We start from the raw sequence: 14,976 nt of genomic DNA, 5'->3' as shown, positions 1-14,976 counted from the left end.
TCCCCAACTGGATGGTCAGCGCCTGCCGCTGTTCTCCTGGATCGTATCGATGCGCTCCGATTCCTCCACGGTGGAACCGCCCTCCGAGTCTCCTCCCTCGCCGAAACTGAACAAACCGCCAAAAAGTTTTGGCTTGGGAAACGGCATCGGGGAATCGGGCAAACCGTCGGTCGCGGCTTTCATGAACGCCCCCCACATCCGTGCAGGCAATCCGCCGCCGGTGATCCGTTTGGTGGGCGATCCGTCATCGTTGCCGATCCAGACCCCGACGACCAGATCGGGCGTATACCCGACGAACCATCCGTCGCGGTAGTCCTGCGATGTGCCGGTTTTGCCGCCGGCGGTGCGGCCGATTTGGGCGTTCTTGCCCGTGCCGTATTCGATCACAGAGGCAAGCAGGGAATGCATGGTCCGGGCGACGTCGGGCGCCAGCACGGCGGCGGTGTCCCGCGGCGGCCGGACGTAAAGCGTTTCGCCGCCGCGCTCGGCGATCCTGGTGATCCCATAGGGCAGAACCGCATCGCCGCGGTTCGGCAAGGTCGCATAGGCCCCGGTCAACTCAATCAAGGTGACGCCGTGCACGCCAAGCGCCAGGGACCGGTCCGGCGACAGGTCGGAAGTGATGCCAAGGCGATGGGCGAGGTCGATGACCTTGGACCGCCCCGCTTTTTCCGCGACGGCGACCGACACCGTGTTGAGGGATTTTGCGAAACCGTCACGCAGGCTGACGGGATGGTCAGGCGTCTTGCCGAAATCGCGCGGTGTCCAGTCGCCGATCGTCCCGTCGCGGGGGTCGATCATCGTATCCGGGGTAAGGCCGGCCTCCAAAGCCGCCAGATACGCGAAATATTTGAAAGTGGATCCGGTTTGGCGATAGGCGTGAACTGCGCGGTTGAACTGGGTTTTTTGCCAATCCGACCCGCCGACCATGGCAACGACCGCGCCGTCCGGACGCATGGCGATCAAGGCGGTCTGCGACGCGCCTGCCTTTTTGATGGCGGGAAGGTGCTGCGCGACGACCTTTTCCGCCAAATGCTGTAGCCCCGGTTCCAGCGTCGTGGCGATGACCAGGTCGCGGCTCGACCCGCCGGCGATATCCGCGGCCCGTCCCACCACCCAATCGGCAAAGTACCGGCCATACCGTCCGCGGGTATCGGCGCGGACCACCGGAACGGTCGGGCGTTTCGCGGCATCCGCCTGTGCCTGGGTCAGCACGCCGTTGGCGACCATGGCATTGAGGACGATCGCCGCGCGTTGCGCCGCCAGTTCCGGGTCGGCGACCGGGTTGTACCGGCTGGGCGCCTTGGGCAGGCCCGCCAGAACCGCTGCCTGAAACAGCGTGACATCGCTTGCCGGCTTGCCGAAATAGGTCCGCGCGGCGGCGTCGATGCCATAGGCGCCCGCGCCCAGATAGACGCGGTTCAGATAGATCTCCAGGATCTGGTCCTTGCTCAAATTCGATTCCAGCCACACGGCCAGCAGGACTTCCTGAATTTTCCGCCGCAAGGTGCGATCCGGCGACAGGAACAGATTCTTGGCCAGCTGCTGGGTCAGCGTGCTGCCGCCCTGGCGGACGCCGCCGGCCAACAGATTGGTCCAGGCAGCGCGGGCCAGACCGATGACGTCGACGCCGGGATGGTCGTGGAACCGGCGGTCCTCGATGGCGATCAAGGCTTCCGGCAGGTAGGGGGGCAGATCGGCAAGCGTGACATGGTCGCCGTGGACCGTGCCCGTCCGGGCGACCAGATCTCCGTTCGAATCGATCACGGCAAAACCCGCCCCACGGGGGTCGTCTTTGTCGATGCCGGTAACGTCCGGCAGGGTCCAACCGTAATAGACGAGAACCGCCGTAAGCGCGATCACGCCCCAGATGGCCAGGCTGATCAGGGCCTTGGCGGCCCGCCACAGGAAGGGACCGCGGCTGCGGGCCTGTTTGTCCGTGCCGCTCGCCGGCTTGGAAGCGGCGCGTTTGCGGGTTTTATTGGACGCAGTTTTACGCCCGCCAGAGGTTTTGGCGGTTTTCTTCGTCGCGGAGGCCTTTTTGCCTGCGCGGGATCGCGTTTTACCGGTTTGAGCCATGCGTTTCTCTGTTCCAGGGCATGTAGGTGTATCAGAGTCGCCCGGCTGAACAGCGTTGAAATATCGCTGCGGCGCGCTTGGGATCAATGGAGTTCGAACTGCACATTTGAAATATTAAAAAGTAATCGCTACATTATTGGTGCGTATTTATAAACGGCATGCGCGAATATGTGGGTATGTCCTCTCTGTTGCGCCAGTCCCAAGTTCGGTTCTGTTGAACCGCGCAGTAAATTAGAGAGACATGACGAAGCATGATATGGTTTGGTCGATGCGGATAACCGACCCGAAAAACGGCGGCCTGCATCCGGCACGTGATTGAAGGGTATAAGATGGATAGGCCTTACGGAAAAGTTCTGGACAAGCTTCGGGGCGCGGGATTGCGTCCGACACGGCAACGTCTGGCCCTGGCGCGTCTTCTGTACGATTCCGGCGACCAGCATGTGACGGCGGAACATCTGTATGCATTGTCGAAATCGGCCGATGCAAAAGTGTCCCTTGCGACGGTCTACAATACCTTGCATCAGTTCAAGGAAGCGGGGCTTCTGCGGGAAGTGGTCGTCGAACCGGGCCGATCCTATTTCGACACGAATATCGACAATCACCATCACTTCTACGATCCGCAAACGGGTGAGTTGATCGACATCCCGTCCAGCCATGTGACCTTGGCCAGCCTGCCCACGCCGCCAAGCGGTAAAAAGGTCGACAGGGTCGATGTCGTGGTGCGCCTTTCCGGCAGCGATTGATAATTATCCGAAAGAAAATCGACCTAGATCAAAAATCTTAGAAACGTTATTGGAACGTTTCTAAAATAATTGACTCCTTAATTCCCCCGTCCCATATTGTACGCAACCAACAATCCTGGGCCAGACTGACAGCCCATGTTGGTGTATGTCCGGCTGGGCGGGTGCACTGCCCGAACCCGGCACAATGGGAGAGAATAAAAGGAGGGTTCCATGTCGCTCCAAGGCAGCAAAACCGAAAATAATCTGAAAGATGCGTTCTCCGGTGAAAGCCAGGCGAACCGCCGATACCTGTATTTCGCTCAGAAGGCCGATATCGAAGGCTACAACGACGTCGCCACCGTTTTCCGCTCGACCGCGGAAGGCGAAACCGGCCACGCCCACGGTCATCTCGAGTTCCTCGAAGAAGTTGGCGACCCCGCGACCGGTGAGCCGATCGGCGGGACCTCCGACAACCTGAAAGCCGCAATCGCCGGGGAAACCCACGAATACACGGATATGTATCCGGGTATGGCGCGCACGGCGCGGGAAGAAGGCTTCGACGAAATCGCCGATTGGTTCGAAACGCTTGCGAAAGCGGAAAAGAGTCATGCCGGCCGATTCCAGAAAGCCCTGGATTCCTTGGACGGCTAAATACTAGCAGGGTGACCGGCGGCGCGGGACGGCGCCGCCGGTGATCTTCCGTTCAGTGACCGTTCGCGCCCACGCGACGGGGCGGCGGACGGGCACGGTCTCGATAACCAAAGAAGATATGAGGCGTGCGCGATGGCTGAAGGTAGCCGGGAAGGCAGTTTGGATGCCCCCACACGGCATCCGATCGATTGGAACAACCCCGAATTCTACGACGAAGCGAAGCTGGATGATGAGCTTCGACGGGTGTTCGACATCTGCCATGGATGCCGGCGCTGCTTTAATCTGTGCGACAGTTTTCCGCGTCTGTTCGATCTGATCGACGATTCGGAAAGCGGTGAACTCGACACCGTCTCATCCAAGGATTTCAAGCCGGTCGTGGATGCCTGCACGCTCTGCGACATGTGCTTCATGACCAAGTGCCCCTATGTACCGCCGCACGAATTCAACCTGGATTTCCCCCATCTGATGCTGCGCTACCGCGCCGTAGAAAAGAAAAAGGGCGAAATCGGCGGTGGCATGGAAGCGCAACTCACCGAAACCGACCGCAACGGCAAGCTGGGGTCCAGCTTGTCCGGCCTGGCCAATTGGGCGACCGACCGCAAGAACGGCCTGACCCGCGGTGTGATGCAAGGCGTGGCCGGTGTCCATAAGGATGCCGCCTTGCCGAAATTCGCCGGCAAGACGTTCGAAAAGCAGGCGGCGGAAAACCCGCCCGCCGTCAACGCATCCGCCCCCGCGCATGGCCGCAAGGCGGTGATCTACGCCACCTGTTACGGCAATTACAACAACCCGGAAATCGGTACCGCCGCCCTGGCGATCCTGGCCCATAACGGTGTCGAGGCGGAAGTCGTCTATCCCGAATGCTGCGGCATGCCGCAGATGGAACAGGGCGATCTGGCCCGCGTGGAAACCAAGGCGAAGAACATCGCCAAGACGCTGAAGCCCTATATCGAAAAAGGCTATCACGTGATCTCGCTGGTGCCGAGCTGCACCCTGATGCTGAAATTCGAATGGCCGCTGATCTCACCCGATGACGAAGACGTAAAACTGCTCAGCGGGTCGACCTTCGATATCAGCGAATACATCGTCGATATTTCCAAGAAGGAAGGCCTGGCCGAGGGCTTGAAGCCGCTGGACGGCGATGTCTCGGTCCATATCGCCTGTCATGCGCGGGCGCAGAATATGGGTCAGAAAGCCGCCGAATTGATGAAACTGGTGCCCGATACCAAGCTGCACGTGGTCGAACGCTGTTCCGGCCATGGCGGGTCCTGGGGCATCAAGAAGGAATTCTTCGAGGTCGGCATGAAGGTCGGCAAGCCGGTCTTCCGGCAGGCCTTGAACAAGGGTCAGGCGAAATACGTGGCCAGCGAATGCCCGCTGGCGGGCCTGCATATCGCCCAGGGCATGGAGGCGACCGGCAGCGACAACCCGCTGCCGGAAACGGTGCCGCACCCCGTGGTGCTGTTCGCCCGTGCTTATGGGCTGAGCTTCTAGAAGGAATTGTGAGGTTTGGAGATGATTGCGATGCCGATCAAAACGGAAATCACCGCGGCCGACATCATGCCGATCGACGCGTATACGAAGGTCCGGAAGGAACGCCGCACGGCGATGATGCCGGTGAAGAAAGCGCGCCGGATGGATATCGGCCCGGTCGCGACGGCCTATTTCGAAAATTACGAGACCATGCTCCACCAGGTGCATGAGATGCTTTATATCGAAAAGGGCGGGGACGAACAGCTGAAGGACGAATTGGCGGCCTATAACCCGCTGATCCCGAAAGGCCGCGAACTGGTCGCGACCGTGATGTTCGAAATCGACGACCCGATCCGCCGCGCCAATTTCCTCGGTCGCCTGGGCGGAGTCGAGGAAACCATGTTCCTGAAATTCGGCGAGCATGAGGTGAAGGGCCGGCCGGAAGAGGATGTCGACCGCACCAACGCCGCCGGTAAGGCCAGCAGCGTCCAGTTCATCCATTTTCCGATGAGCGATGACGAGGCCGAAGCCTTCAAGACCGAAGGCATCCAGGTCATCATCGGCTTCACCCACCCGGAATACGCCCATATGACGATCATGCCGGAAGCCACGCGCGCTGCGCTGGCGGGCGATTTGGCTTAGGCGTCACGGGCTTCAAACGAAAGGCCGGCGCGGAATATCCGGCCGGCCTTTTTCTTTTCCGTTTCGCAGAAGGGGACCGCGTTCTAGTTCAGCACTTCGCTGTCATAGAGGCCCCAGACATTCTTGCGGGTGATCCAGCCTTCGAAGCCTGCGGTGCGGACCTCGCACCAGGCGCTGTCGCATTTTTCCACCACGGCGACCATGCCGCTGCCCAGGCGGGCGAGGACCGGTGAGCCGTCATCCGGTTCGCGCCGCATGATGATTTCCTCGGCTTCGACGACGACGCCGCGGCGGCTGGACAGCATGGCGCGGTGGATCCACCCCTCGGTGCCTTCCACGTCGCGGACCTTCCGCCAGGTGTCGTGTTCTGCAATGACCTCAAGCGGCATGTAGCGCCGCTGATAGACCCATTCGACCGGATAGCGGACGCCGGGTCCGCTCCGCATGTTGACCTCGTCGGCGTTCAGCGTGACGAAGCGGGGAATCGGTTGGCCGCTGGAAGCCGACTGCGCATGACCGGGTGCCGTTGCAACGACGCCAGCCACGACGAGACAGGATAAAAGCAGTTTTGCTTTCATGTTTCTCGATCCATTGATTTTTGTGACGTCATGGAATCGGATACCCTGCGTCGCCTTCTCGCGGCAAGGGATACCTGAAGAGTTTTCCCGAAAGCCTAAAGAGAATGCCAAAAGTTTGTGCAAAACCACGTGCCGCGCGGTATGACAGAACCATATCGCACCCGGTGCAGACCCTTATTGAACAATAACGCTTAATGTGTGAGTGCGGGATGAACCAGAGACCACGCGTCATCGTGACCCGAAAATTGCCCGACATCATCGAAACGCGGATGATGGAACTGTTCGACTGTCGGCTGAATCTGGACGACGAAGCCATGAGCCGCGAGGAGTTGATTGCCGCGGTCAAGGAAGCCGATGTCCTGGTGCCGACCGTGACGGACCGGATCGACCGCGAGGTGATTGACGCGGCCGGCGATCAGTTGAAACTGATCGCGTCCTTCGGCACCGGTGTCGACCATATCGATTTCCAGGCCTGCAAGAAGCGCGACATCATCGTCACGAACACGCCCGATGTCCTGACCGAGGACACCGCCGACATGACCATGGCGCTGATCCTGGCCGTGCCGCGCCGGTTGACCGAAGGGGAACAACGCGTCCGGTCCGGCGAATGGACGGGTTGGAGCCCGACCGGCATGCTCGGCCACCGGATTTGGGGCAAGCGCCTGGGCATCATCGGCATGGGCCGGATCGGCCAGGCGGTGGCGCGGCGCGCCCGCGGCTTCGGTCTGTCGATTCACTATCACAACCGGAACCGCGTCTATGAAGATGTGGAGCAGGAACTGGAGGCGACCTATTGGTCCAGCCTGGATCAGATGATCGCCCATATGGACATTATCTCGATCAATTGTCCGCACACGCCGGCCACCTATCACCTGTTGAATCGCCGTCGCCTGCAGCTGATGAAATCACATGTCTATGTGGTCAATACCAGCCGTGGCGAAGTGATCGACGAAAGCGCCTTGATAGAGGCGCTGACCCAGGAACAGATCGCCGGTTGCGGGTTGGATGTCTATGAACACGAACCGGCGGTGAACCCGAAACTGCTGAAGCTGCGCAATGCCGTGCTTCTGCCGCATATGGGCTCGGCCACCATCGAAGGCCGGATTGCCATGGGTGAAAAAGTCATCATCAATATCCGGACGTTTGCCGACGGTCACAATCCGCGCGACCGCGTCATCGATACGATGTTCTGATGGCGAACCGTCCAACAAGATAGAAGCGGATCGATTTTTTGGACCCCCTCGCCTTCGTCGCCTTCACGACTTTTTTCGCGACCATCGGGCCGGTCGACGTGGCGGCGATGTATGCCGGGCTGACCGCGGGACATACACCCGGCAATGCCCGGGCCATGGCGGCCAAGGGCGTGGCGATCGGGTCCGGCCTGCTGCTGCTTTTCGCCTTCGGCGGCAATGCGGCCCTGTCGCAATTGGGGATCGGCCTGCCGGCCTTGCGGACCGCGGGCGGCATCCTGCTTCTGCTGGTGGCGATCAACATGGTCTTCGCCAAATCCAGTGGCGGGACCTCGACGACCGACGATGAAACCGAAGAAGCACGGCACAAGACGGACCTGTCGGTCTTCCCCCTTGCGACACCGCTGATCGCCGGTCCCGCCGCCATGGGCGCGGCCGTGCTATTGATGGCGGATGCGGGCGATGACTGGACCAGAAAGGCGATCGTGATCGGCGCCCTGTGCGCCAATCTCGCCCTCGCCTTCGTCTTGCTGATGGTGGCTTCCTGGATCCAGAAACTGCTCGGCGTCACGGGGCTTAACGTGATCTCTCGCGTTGTTGGCGTCTTGCTGGCCGCCCTCGCCGTGCAGTTCATGTTCGACGGCATTGCGTCCAGCGCGCTGTTCGCGGCGGTGAAGTAGACGACGATTGTCGTCCAAGAATTTGGTCCATGCGTATTATGATGGTGAATGGCTGATATATAAGTGAAAAAGGTTGCGACTATCGCTTGCGAACGAACCCGGTGAATGCGATCAAGGGTCTGTAAGCGTTGGCAAATAGCGCGGTTTTTTTGGAACATATAAAAAAATGCAAACTGCGGGTGATCAGGACTGGCTGACAAGCCGGTTGAAACGTCATTTGGGTGAGTTGATACGACTGGCAATGCCCGTTATCGGGTCGCGCGCGGGTATCCTTGTCCTGATGACGGTGGACCTCGCCTATCTCGGCCGGGCCGGCGCGGATCAGACGGCTTTCTACTCCCTGGGCTCCTCGCCCTTCGTCATTCTGATGGTGATCGGCATCGGCCTGATGATGGGCACCATGGTGACGGTGTCCCACGCTTTCGGGGAAGGCCAATACAAGGAATGCGGCGCGATCTGGCGGCGGTCCCTGCCCTGGGCCCTGCTCTGCGGCCTTGGATTGACGCTATTGCTGCTGCCGGTAGAGGATTTCTTCCTGGTCACCGGCCAAAACCCGGGTCTGGCAAAAGGCGCGGCGGGCGTCACCTTCATGATGAGCCTCAGCCTCGCGCCGACGCTGATCTATGTGACCAGCGCCTTCTTCCTGGAATCTCTCCGGCGTCCCTTGCCGGTCCTGTTCGCAATCGGTTTCGCGAACGTGATGAATCTCGTCCTCAATCCGCTCTTCGTGTTCGGTATCGGGCCGATTCCGGAAATGGGCGCGGAAGGGGCTGCGCTCGCGACGTCCATCGCCCGGACAAGCATGGCGCTTTTCCTTGTCCTTTATTGCTGGTTCCTGAAAGACCATCAAACCTTCGGCATCCGCAAGCCGCTCGGTTTCGGCTGGTGGCGGCAATTCGCGAACCAACGCCGATACGGCTATGCGACCGGCCTTTCCCACGGGTTCGAAAGCCTGGGTTTCGGCGTGATGCATATCTATGCCGGTTGGCTGGGCGTTAATTCATCGGCCACTTTCGGCATGGGCATGAACCTGACCGCACTGGTTTTCATGGTCGCGCTGGGCTTGGCAAACGCGACCTCGGTCCGGGTCGGCATCGCCCATGGCCGGCGCGACCTGCCCGACCGCGAATTGGCGGGCTGGGTCGGCGTGGGGGTGACCTTTGCTTTCATGACGGTCTTCACCGCCGTTCTGGTGATGGAACCGGAATGGGTGGCGCTGACCTACACGAACGAGCCCACGCTGGTGGCGATGCTGACGGCCTGTGTCGTGATCGTCGGCTATGTCGTCATCTGCGACGGTACCCAGATCGTCCTTTCCCACGCGATCCGCGCGGCCGCCGATCCCTGGACGCCGACCGTGCTTAATTTCGCGGCCTATTTCGTGGTGCAGATTCCGCTGGGCTATGCCCTGGCGATCCATATGGGGCGCGGCGTCGTCGGATTGTTCGAAGCGATGTTGATCGGCTCGGTCGTTTCCTGCGCGATTCTGGGCATCCGCTGGATGATGCTGAACCGGAAGGAAATCCGCCTCAGCCGTGCGGCGATCGTTAACCCCCCGGCCGCAGAATAACCGGCTTGTCCCCGCACAGCGGGCAGGCCGGATTCTTCGGCGTCTTGATCATCCGCATGTCGTTGTCGAGCGCGTCGTAAAGCATCAACCGTCCGACCATGCCGGTGCCCAGGCCCAGGATCTGCTTGATCACTTCGGTCGCCTGCAAGGTTCCCATCACCCCGGCGACGGGCCCCAGGATTCCGGCGGTGTCGCAGCGCGCGACGACCCCTTCCGCCGGTGCTTCGGGAAAGACGCAGCGATAACAGGCCCCGCCTTCATAGGCGCGGAAGGTGGATAATTGTCCCTCGAACCGCACGACCGATGCGCTGACCAGCGGCTTCTTCGCGAAAAAACAGGCATCGTTCAACAGGATGCGGATCGCATAATTGTCGGTGCCGTCGACGACAAGGTCATAGGGCGCGATCACCGATTGAATGTTTTCCGCGTCCAGCTTCGTCTCAAGCGCCTCGATGGCGATGGTCGGGTTCAGCGCGCGGGCGCGCGCAACCGCGCTTTCCACCTTGGACGTGCCCACGCTGTCTTCCGTATGGGCGATCTGCCGTTGCAGGTTGGTGCGGTCGACGGTGTCGAAATCCACCAGACCGATCCGCCCGATCCCGGCAGCGGCCAGATACATCAGCACCGGGCTGCCCAAACCGCCGGCGCCGACGATGCAGACCTTGGATTGAAGCAGGGCGACCTGCCCGTCCTCGCCGATCTCGTCCAGGATGACGTGGCGGGCGTAACGCTCCAGATCGGCGTCAGACAGGTCGTCCATCGGTTCCATGTCCCTGCTGGTTCAGTCGGAATCCGTTTTCGGGCCCGGCCGGGCCAGGCGTTCCTCGATGGTGCGGGCCGCGTCGAAGAACTTCTCGCGCGTCTCGCCGACGAACCGGTTGCGGTTTTCGATCGCCCGGAAAAGCTCCTCGGAATCGTAGCGGACCGATTCGACCATCTTCATCATGATGTCGAAGGTCTCGGTCGTATGGTCCAGCACCGGCATGTCCATTTCCACGACGATCTTGGACATCAAATGGGTCAGGCCCTGCACATAGGCAAGCTGCCGGTCGTGTTCCTCCGCCGTCGTGATGATGGTCTTAAGCCGCAATTCCTTCGACAGAAACGCTTCGACGCAGTCCAGCCGGTCGCCGCGCACATTGCATAGCGCAATCCGCAGCCCGGTGATGCCGTTGGCGCCGGTCTGCGGCCCGAACAGCGGATGCGTGCCGACAATGTCCACATGGTCCGGCAGATTTTCCAGCATGGCCGTTATCGGCTCTTCCTTGACCGAACAAACGTCCAGCACCACCGCGCCGGGTTTCAGGTAGGGGGAAATCTGGCGGCAGACATCGGCCATGCGTTGCACCGGCATGGCCAGAATGACGATATCCTTGGCGGCGACCTCTTCCAGGGATTCGGGGACGACGGCCCAGCGTTCGCTCAAAGGCTCCAGGTCGCGCACCGGGTCATAGGCGCCGATCCGGCAATGGGGCAGCAGATAGGGCAGCATGAACTCGCCGAATGCCCCCACGCCGATAAGTCCCACCGATGCACGCATGACCCTGATCCTTGTTTTTCCGTGTTTTTGACCAGACGGGCTTATAGGCCCTGCACGCGGCTCCGTCGATACCGGGCGTTCCCTTCCGCGTCCCTCGCCGCGTTCCCTCCTCCGATGTGGGCGCTCTTGACGCTCTAGGACAGTTGTCCTAAACACGGAAATAGGACAATTGTCCTAAATTGTTTCATAGGTTCGGAAAGGGATTGGCCGTGAGCGGAAAGGCCACACGCGATCAGATCGTCGAAGCGGCGGACCTGCTGTTCTATCATCAGGGGTTCGACCACACCTCTTTTGCCGATATCGCGGGGACGGTGAAAATCTCCCGCGGCAATTTCTATTACCACTTCAAGACCAAGGATCAGATTCTGGACGCGGTGATAGACGCCCGCCTGACCAAGACGGAAACGATGTTGGACACGTGGCAGGCGGCGGGCGACACCCCCGCCGACCATATCCGCAGCTTCATCGACATCCTTATCGTCAACAAGGCGGACATCATGCGGTTCGGCTGCCCGGTCGGCACCATGACCACCGAGTTGTCGAAACTGGGCCATCCGTCCCAACCGGGCGCTTGCCGGGTCTTCACGCTGTTCCGCCTTTGGCTGCGCCGTCAGTTCGACGCCTTGGGCCGGGTGGAGGACGCAGACGCACTGGCGATGCATGTCCTGGCCCGCAGTCAGGGCGTTGCGACACTCTCGACCGCCTTCGGCGACGAAGACTTCGTCCGCCGTGAAGTTCAAGCAATGCATGACTGGCTGGCCTCGGTGATCGAGGGAACCGACAGGCCCGCACCAGGTCCGACACAACATTGAGGAAATTGAAATGTTCGTCATTCTGCTCAAATTCGGCGCCAACAAGGCGATTGCCGGCGACTTCATGGAAGCCCACAAGGCCTGGATCAAACAGGGCTTCGACGACGGTGTTTTCGCCATGGTCGGAAGCCTGAAACCCAATTTGGGCGGCGGCCTGCTGGCAATGGGAGAGAGCCGGGAAGAAATAGAAGCCCGCGTCCAGGCCGACCCCTTCGTCGCCGAAGGGATCGTTGAGGCGGAAATCCTGGAAATCGATCCGGCGCGTGCGGATGACCGCCTCGCTTTTCTAGCGGCATAGTGCAGGAAGGAAGAAAACATGAGCGAAACGATTGAAGGCCCGGACGGCAAGCCGCGATGCAAATGGGCCGGGTCCGCGCCGGACTTTTTCCGTTACCACGACACGGAATGGGGTTTCCCGGTCGGTGACGACATCCGTCTTTTCGAGAAGATTTGTCTTGAAGGGTTTCAGTCGGGGCTGAGTTGGCGGACCATTCTGGACAAGCGGGAAAACTTCCGCGCCGCCTTCAAGGGGTTCGACTATCACAAGGTCGCCCGCTTCACGGAGAAAGATGTGGAGCGCCTGGTGCAGGATGCCGGAATCATCCGCCACCGGGGCAAGATCGAAGCGACCATCAACAATGCCAAACGCGCGGTCGAGATGGAGGAGAAGGAAGGCTCGTTGGCCGCCTTCTTCTGGCGCTATGAACCGGACCCGGCTTCCCTTGGCGCACCGCAGACAGCGTCCACCTCGCCCGAATCCGTGCAACTTTCCAAAGACCTGAAAAAGCGGGGCTGGAAATTCGTCGGGCCGACCACGGTCTACGCTTTTATTCAAGCCATGGGCTTGATCAACGATCATGTCGAGGGATGCATTATCCGCACAGAAGTCGAAAAAGCGCGGAAGGCTTTCAAGAAGCCGGTCTAAGCCCGCGCGCGAGCGGGTCCCCTATCGTAACGATCCTGAAAAGGCTGCCGGATGCGGCCGAAAACGACCGACGGCGGCCGGATACCCGGTGACGCTTGCAGCAGCATCAAGGCGCATAGGCGCTCTGCTTTGGACCCGACGGCTTTGCCGACCGCGGTCCGCCTGTCCCAAGAATGCCGATACCACGACGATCCGGTTGATGCCGGTGAAGCGAAGTCCGACAATCGTTCCGCTTAAGGAAAGGGGTGCCGACGCCCGCCTTGGGAATCGGCGCGTGGCGGCGAAATCCGGTCTGAATTCGGGTCTGAAAACTAGACGCCGGTCGAACCGAAGCCGCCGGAACCGCGTTCCGTCTCGTTCAGGTCGTCTACGATCTGCCACTGTAGTTGCGTCACGGGCGCGATCACGATTTGGGCGATCCGCATGCCCCTTTCGACCGTGAAATCCTCCGCGCCGAGGTTCGCCAAGATGACGCCGACCTCGCCGCGATAGTCCGCGTCGATCGTTCCCGGCGTATTCAGGCAGGTAATTCCGTTTTTCAAGGCCAGGCCGGAACGTGGGCGGACCTGGGCCTCGTAACCCATTGGTAATGCGATGGAAAGTCCTGTCGGCACCAAAGCGCGGCCACCCGCTGGAATGACCGTATCCGCCGTCACCGCGGCCAAAAGGTCGGCACCTGCACTCAAGGCGGTCTTGTATTCGGGCAGGGCCAGACCCTCCCCATGGGGCAGAACCTTGACGGCGACTTCAATCGTAGTTGGTTGGGCCGCGGCAGTGTCGGACAGGGGGGCAGACATGGTAAAACTTCCTTCGGAACGGGTCGATTTCAGGGTCAGGTGGTGGTGCCGGCGAAATGCGCGGCGATTTTTTCGGTCAGGGTCGTCGCGACCTCAACCTTCGTCGAGTCGGGCCAATCCTGATGCCCGTTCTCGTCGATGAAATGGATGCGGTTTCGGTCGCCGCCGAAGGTACCGGTCCCCTCGGAAACATCATTGGCCAGAATCCAATCGCAACCCTTCCGCTTCCGTTTCGCCATGGCGTGCTCCAGTACCGCTTCCGTTTCGGCGGCAAAACCAACCACCAGGGCGGGGCGGGTGGAACCGGTCTTGGACAGGGTGGCCAGGATGTCGGGGTTCTCGGTGAGGGCGAGTGACGGTAACGATCCCGAATCTTTTTTCAGCTTCTGATCGGCCTTGCCGCTGACCCGCCAGTCGGCGACCGCCGCGGCACAGACGGCGATGTCTGCGGGCAAGGCGGTGAGGCAGGCGTCCAGCATCTGTTGCGCGGTTTCCACATGAACCGTTTCGACCCCGGCGGGGTCGGCCAGACGGGTCGGGCCGGAGACGAGCGTGACCGCCGCGCCGGCCTGTGCCAGCGCCTCGGCGATGGCATGGCCCTGCCGGCCGGACGACCGGTTTGCGATATAACGGACCGGGTCGATGGGTTCATGGGTCGGGCCGGATGTAACGATTGCCGAACGGCCCGCCAGGGGCTTGGCCTGCGCACCTGTTGCGGCGTGCAGACGGGACAGGATGGCGGATGCAATCTCGGCCGGTTCCGACATCCGCCCATAGCCGAATTCGCCGCAGGCCATGTCCCCTTCCACCGGGCCGATCATCTCTACCCCGCGCTGTTTCAGGGTCGCGATATTGGCTTGGGTCGCGGGGTGGTCCCACATCCTTACATTCATCGCCGGCGCGGCCATGACGGGCTTGTCGGTGGCCAGCAGAACGGTCGTTGCGATGTCGTTCGCGTTGCCATGCGCCATGCGCGCCAGGATGTCGGCGGTGGCCGGCGCGACCGCCAGAAGGTCGGCGCTGCGGGACAATTGGATATGACCCATCTCCGCCTCGTCGGTCAGGGAGAACAGATCGGTATAGACCTTGTCCTCCGACAGGGCGGCGACGCTGAGCGGCGTAACGAATTCCTCGGCGGCCTTTGTCATGACGCACCGAACGGCGACACCTTCCCGCCGCAAGGTGCGGATGAGCTCCAGGGATTTATAGGCGGCGATGCCCCCGCTGATGATCAGCAGGACGCGCTTCGGTTCCGATAGCGTCTCGGACATGGACTCGGCCTCTCAGGCTCAATCTCTCGGTCGACAGGACCGTACT

17 protein-coding genes are annotated in these 14,976 nt (G+C 61.0%); 11 read left to right on the top strand and 6 right to left on the bottom strand.

Annotated features, from left to right (window positions below):
* Positions 1 to 15: 15 nt before the first annotated feature.
* Positions 16 to 2,079, bottom strand: coding sequence for a transglycosylase domain-containing protein (locus EOI86_RS12720; RefSeq protein ID WP_127765567.1), 2,064 nt, complete (start codon positions 2,077 to 2,079; stop codon positions 16 to 18).
* Between the two features lie 329 nt (positions 2,080 to 2,408).
* On the opposite strand from EOI86_RS12720, the gene irrA reads away from it, so the two are divergent.
* The 4 genes from irrA to EOI86_RS12700 all read left to right on the top strand — a co-directional run bounded on the left by irrA (position 2,409) and on the right by EOI86_RS12700 (position 5,567).
* Positions 2,409 to 2,822, top strand: coding sequence for an iron response transcriptional regulator IrrA (gene irrA / locus EOI86_RS12715; RefSeq protein ID WP_127765566.1), 414 nt, complete (start codon positions 2,409 to 2,411; stop codon positions 2,820 to 2,822).
* A 210-nt stretch (positions 2,823 to 3,032) separates the two neighbouring features.
* Entirely contained in the window at positions 3,033 to 3,452 is a 420-nt protein-coding gene (locus EOI86_RS12710) for a rubrerythrin family protein (protein ID WP_127765565.1), read from the top strand.
* 132 nt (positions 3,453 to 3,584) lie between these two features.
* Positions 3,585 to 4,946: a heterodisulfide reductase-related iron-sulfur binding cluster gene (locus EOI86_RS12705; protein ID WP_127765564.1), complete on the top strand. Its 1,362-nt coding sequence runs from the start codon at positions 3,585 to 3,587 to the stop codon at positions 4,944 to 4,946.
* Between the two features lie 30 nt (positions 4,947 to 4,976).
* On the top strand, positions 4,977 to 5,567 hold the full coding sequence (locus EOI86_RS12700) for a DUF3501 family protein (protein ID WP_127765563.1): 591 nt from the start codon (positions 4,977 to 4,979) through the stop codon (positions 5,565 to 5,567).
* Positions 5,568 to 5,650: 83 nt separating this feature from the next.
* On the opposite strand, the gene EOI86_RS12695 is transcribed toward EOI86_RS12700, so the two are convergent.
* The gene (locus EOI86_RS12695) at positions 5,651 to 6,145 is read right to left on the bottom strand and encodes an SH3 domain-containing protein (RefSeq protein WP_127765562.1); all 495 of its coding nucleotides are present in this window, start codon (positions 6,143 to 6,145) and stop codon (positions 5,651 to 5,653) included.
* Between the two features lie 209 nt (positions 6,146 to 6,354).
* On the opposite strand from EOI86_RS12695, the gene EOI86_RS12690 reads away from it, so the two are divergent.
* The 3 genes from EOI86_RS12690 (at position 6,355) to EOI86_RS12680 (ending at position 9,585) form a co-directional block, all read left to right on the top strand.
* Positions 6,355 to 7,338, top strand: coding sequence for a 2-hydroxyacid dehydrogenase (locus tag EOI86_RS12690; protein ID WP_127765561.1), 984 nt, complete (start codon positions 6,355 to 6,357; stop codon positions 7,336 to 7,338).
* Positions 7,339 to 7,376: 38 nt separating this feature from the next.
* Positions 7,377 to 8,015, top strand: coding sequence for a MarC family protein (locus tag EOI86_RS12685; RefSeq protein WP_127765560.1), 639 nt, complete (start codon positions 7,377 to 7,379; stop codon positions 8,013 to 8,015).
* Between the two features lie 166 nt (positions 8,016 to 8,181).
* A complete protein-coding gene (locus tag EOI86_RS12680; RefSeq protein WP_127765559.1) occupies positions 8,182 to 9,585 on the top strand; it encodes an MATE family efflux transporter in 1,404 nt (467 codons plus the stop codon).
* Here EOI86_RS12680 and EOI86_RS12675 read toward each other — a convergent pair.
* Together EOI86_RS12675 and EOI86_RS12670 are read right to left on the bottom strand one after the other, a co-directional pair.
* Positions 9,563 to 10,345 (bottom strand): HesA/MoeB/ThiF family protein, encoded by a 783-nt coding sequence (locus EOI86_RS12675; RefSeq protein WP_127765558.1) that lies wholly within the window; start codon positions 10,343 to 10,345, stop codon positions 9,563 to 9,565. The two genes, EOI86_RS12680 and EOI86_RS12675, sit on opposite strands and share 23 nt — an antisense overlap.
* Before the next feature lie 21 nt (positions 10,346 to 10,366).
* Entirely contained in the window at positions 10,367 to 11,125 is a 759-nt protein-coding gene (locus tag EOI86_RS12670) for a prephenate dehydrogenase/arogenate dehydrogenase family protein (RefSeq protein ID WP_127765557.1), read from the bottom strand.
* Positions 11,126 to 11,334: 209 nt separating this feature from the next.
* Here EOI86_RS12670 and EOI86_RS12665 point away from each other — a divergent pair, with 209 nt between their 5' ends.
* Genes EOI86_RS12665 through EOI86_RS12650 form a run of 4 tightly spaced genes read left to right on the top strand, consistent with a single transcriptional unit; the run spans position 11,335 to position 13,099 of the window.
* The gene (locus EOI86_RS12665) at positions 11,335 to 11,937 is read left to right on the top strand and encodes a TetR/AcrR family transcriptional regulator (RefSeq protein WP_127765556.1); all 603 of its coding nucleotides are present in this window, start codon (positions 11,335 to 11,337) and stop codon (positions 11,935 to 11,937) included.
* Positions 11,938 to 11,947: 10 nt separating this feature from the next.
* Positions 11,948 to 12,235, top strand: a complete 288-nt coding sequence (locus tag EOI86_RS12660) for a YciI family protein (RefSeq protein WP_127765555.1) — start codon at positions 11,948 to 11,950, stop codon at positions 12,233 to 12,235.
* Between the two features lie 18 nt (positions 12,236 to 12,253).
* Positions 12,254 to 12,862, top strand: a complete 609-nt coding sequence (locus EOI86_RS12655; RefSeq protein ID WP_127765554.1) for a DNA-3-methyladenine glycosylase I — start codon at positions 12,254 to 12,256, stop codon at positions 12,860 to 12,862.
* 51 nt (positions 12,863 to 12,913) lie between these two features.
* Positions 12,914 to 13,099, top strand: a complete 186-nt coding sequence (locus EOI86_RS12650) for a hypothetical protein (protein WP_127765553.1) — start codon at positions 12,914 to 12,916, stop codon at positions 13,097 to 13,099.
* Positions 13,100 to 13,173: 74 nt separating this feature from the next.
* On the opposite strand, the gene dut is transcribed toward EOI86_RS12650, so the two are convergent.
* Both dut and coaBC read right to left on the bottom strand, forming a co-directional pair.
* Positions 13,174 to 13,659, bottom strand: coding sequence for a dUTP diphosphatase (gene dut / locus EOI86_RS12645; RefSeq protein WP_127765552.1), 486 nt, complete (start codon positions 13,657 to 13,659; stop codon positions 13,174 to 13,176).
* Positions 13,660 to 13,694: 35 nt separating this feature from the next.
* The gene (gene coaBC / locus EOI86_RS12640) at positions 13,695 to 14,930 is read right to left on the bottom strand and encodes a bifunctional phosphopantothenoylcysteine decarboxylase/phosphopantothenate--cysteine ligase CoaBC (RefSeq protein ID WP_127765551.1); all 1,236 of its coding nucleotides are present in this window, start codon (positions 14,928 to 14,930) and stop codon (positions 13,695 to 13,697) included.
* Between the last annotated feature and the right edge of the window lie 46 nt (positions 14,931 to 14,976).

Source organism: Hwanghaeella grinnelliae, assembly GCF_004005845.1.
Classification (GTDB): Bacteria; Pseudomonadota; Alphaproteobacteria; order UBA8366; family Aestuariispiraceae; genus Hwanghaeella; species Hwanghaeella grinnelliae.
This window is presented reverse-complemented; position numbering and strand designations above follow the sequence as displayed.

Excerpts from the sequence above, each read along its gene's own strand:
- EOI86_RS12695 (WP_127765562.1), bottom strand. The coding sequence starts at position 6,145 with ATGAAAGCAAAACTGCTTTTATCCTGTCTCGTCGTGGCTGGCGTCGTT.
- irrA (WP_127765566.1), top strand. The coding sequence starts at position 2,409 with ATGGATAGGCCTTACGGAAAAGTTCTGGACAAGCTTCGGGGCGCGGGA.
- EOI86_RS12700 (WP_127765563.1), top strand. The coding sequence starts at position 4,977 with ATGCCGATCAAAACGGAAATCACCGCGGCCGACATCATGCCGATCGAC.
- coaBC (WP_127765551.1), bottom strand. The coding sequence starts at position 14,930 with ATGTCCGAGACGCTATCGGAACCGAAGCGCGTCCTGCTGATCATCAGC.
- EOI86_RS12710 (WP_127765565.1), top strand. The coding sequence starts at position 3,033 with ATGTCGCTCCAAGGCAGCAAAACCGAAAATAATCTGAAAGATGCGTTC.
- EOI86_RS12690 (WP_127765561.1), top strand. The coding sequence starts at position 6,355 with ATGAACCAGAGACCACGCGTCATCGTGACCCGAAAATTGCCCGACATC.
- EOI86_RS12680 (WP_127765559.1), top strand. The coding sequence starts at position 8,182 with ATGCAAACTGCGGGTGATCAGGACTGGCTGACAAGCCGGTTGAAACGT.
- EOI86_RS12655 (WP_127765554.1), top strand. The coding sequence starts at position 12,254 with ATGAGCGAAACGATTGAAGGCCCGGACGGCAAGCCGCGATGCAAATGG.
- EOI86_RS12670 (WP_127765557.1), bottom strand. The coding sequence starts at position 11,125 with ATGCGTGCATCGGTGGGACTTATCGGCGTGGGGGCATTCGGCGAGTTC.
- EOI86_RS12660 (WP_127765555.1), top strand. The coding sequence starts at position 11,948 with ATGTTCGTCATTCTGCTCAAATTCGGCGCCAACAAGGCGATTGCCGGC.
- EOI86_RS12720 (WP_127765567.1), bottom strand. The coding sequence starts at position 2,079 with ATGGCTCAAACCGGTAAAACGCGATCCCGCGCAGGCAAAAAGGCCTCC.
- EOI86_RS12675 (WP_127765558.1), bottom strand. The coding sequence starts at position 10,345 with ATGGACGACCTGTCTGACGCCGATCTGGAGCGTTACGCCCGCCACGTC.
- EOI86_RS12650 (WP_127765553.1), top strand. The coding sequence starts at position 12,914 with ATGCGGCCGAAAACGACCGACGGCGGCCGGATACCCGGTGACGCTTGC.
- dut (WP_127765552.1), bottom strand. The coding sequence starts at position 13,659 with ATGTCTGCCCCCCTGTCCGACACTGCCGCGGCCCAACCAACTACGATT.
- EOI86_RS12705 (WP_127765564.1), top strand. The coding sequence starts at position 3,585 with ATGGCTGAAGGTAGCCGGGAAGGCAGTTTGGATGCCCCCACACGGCAT.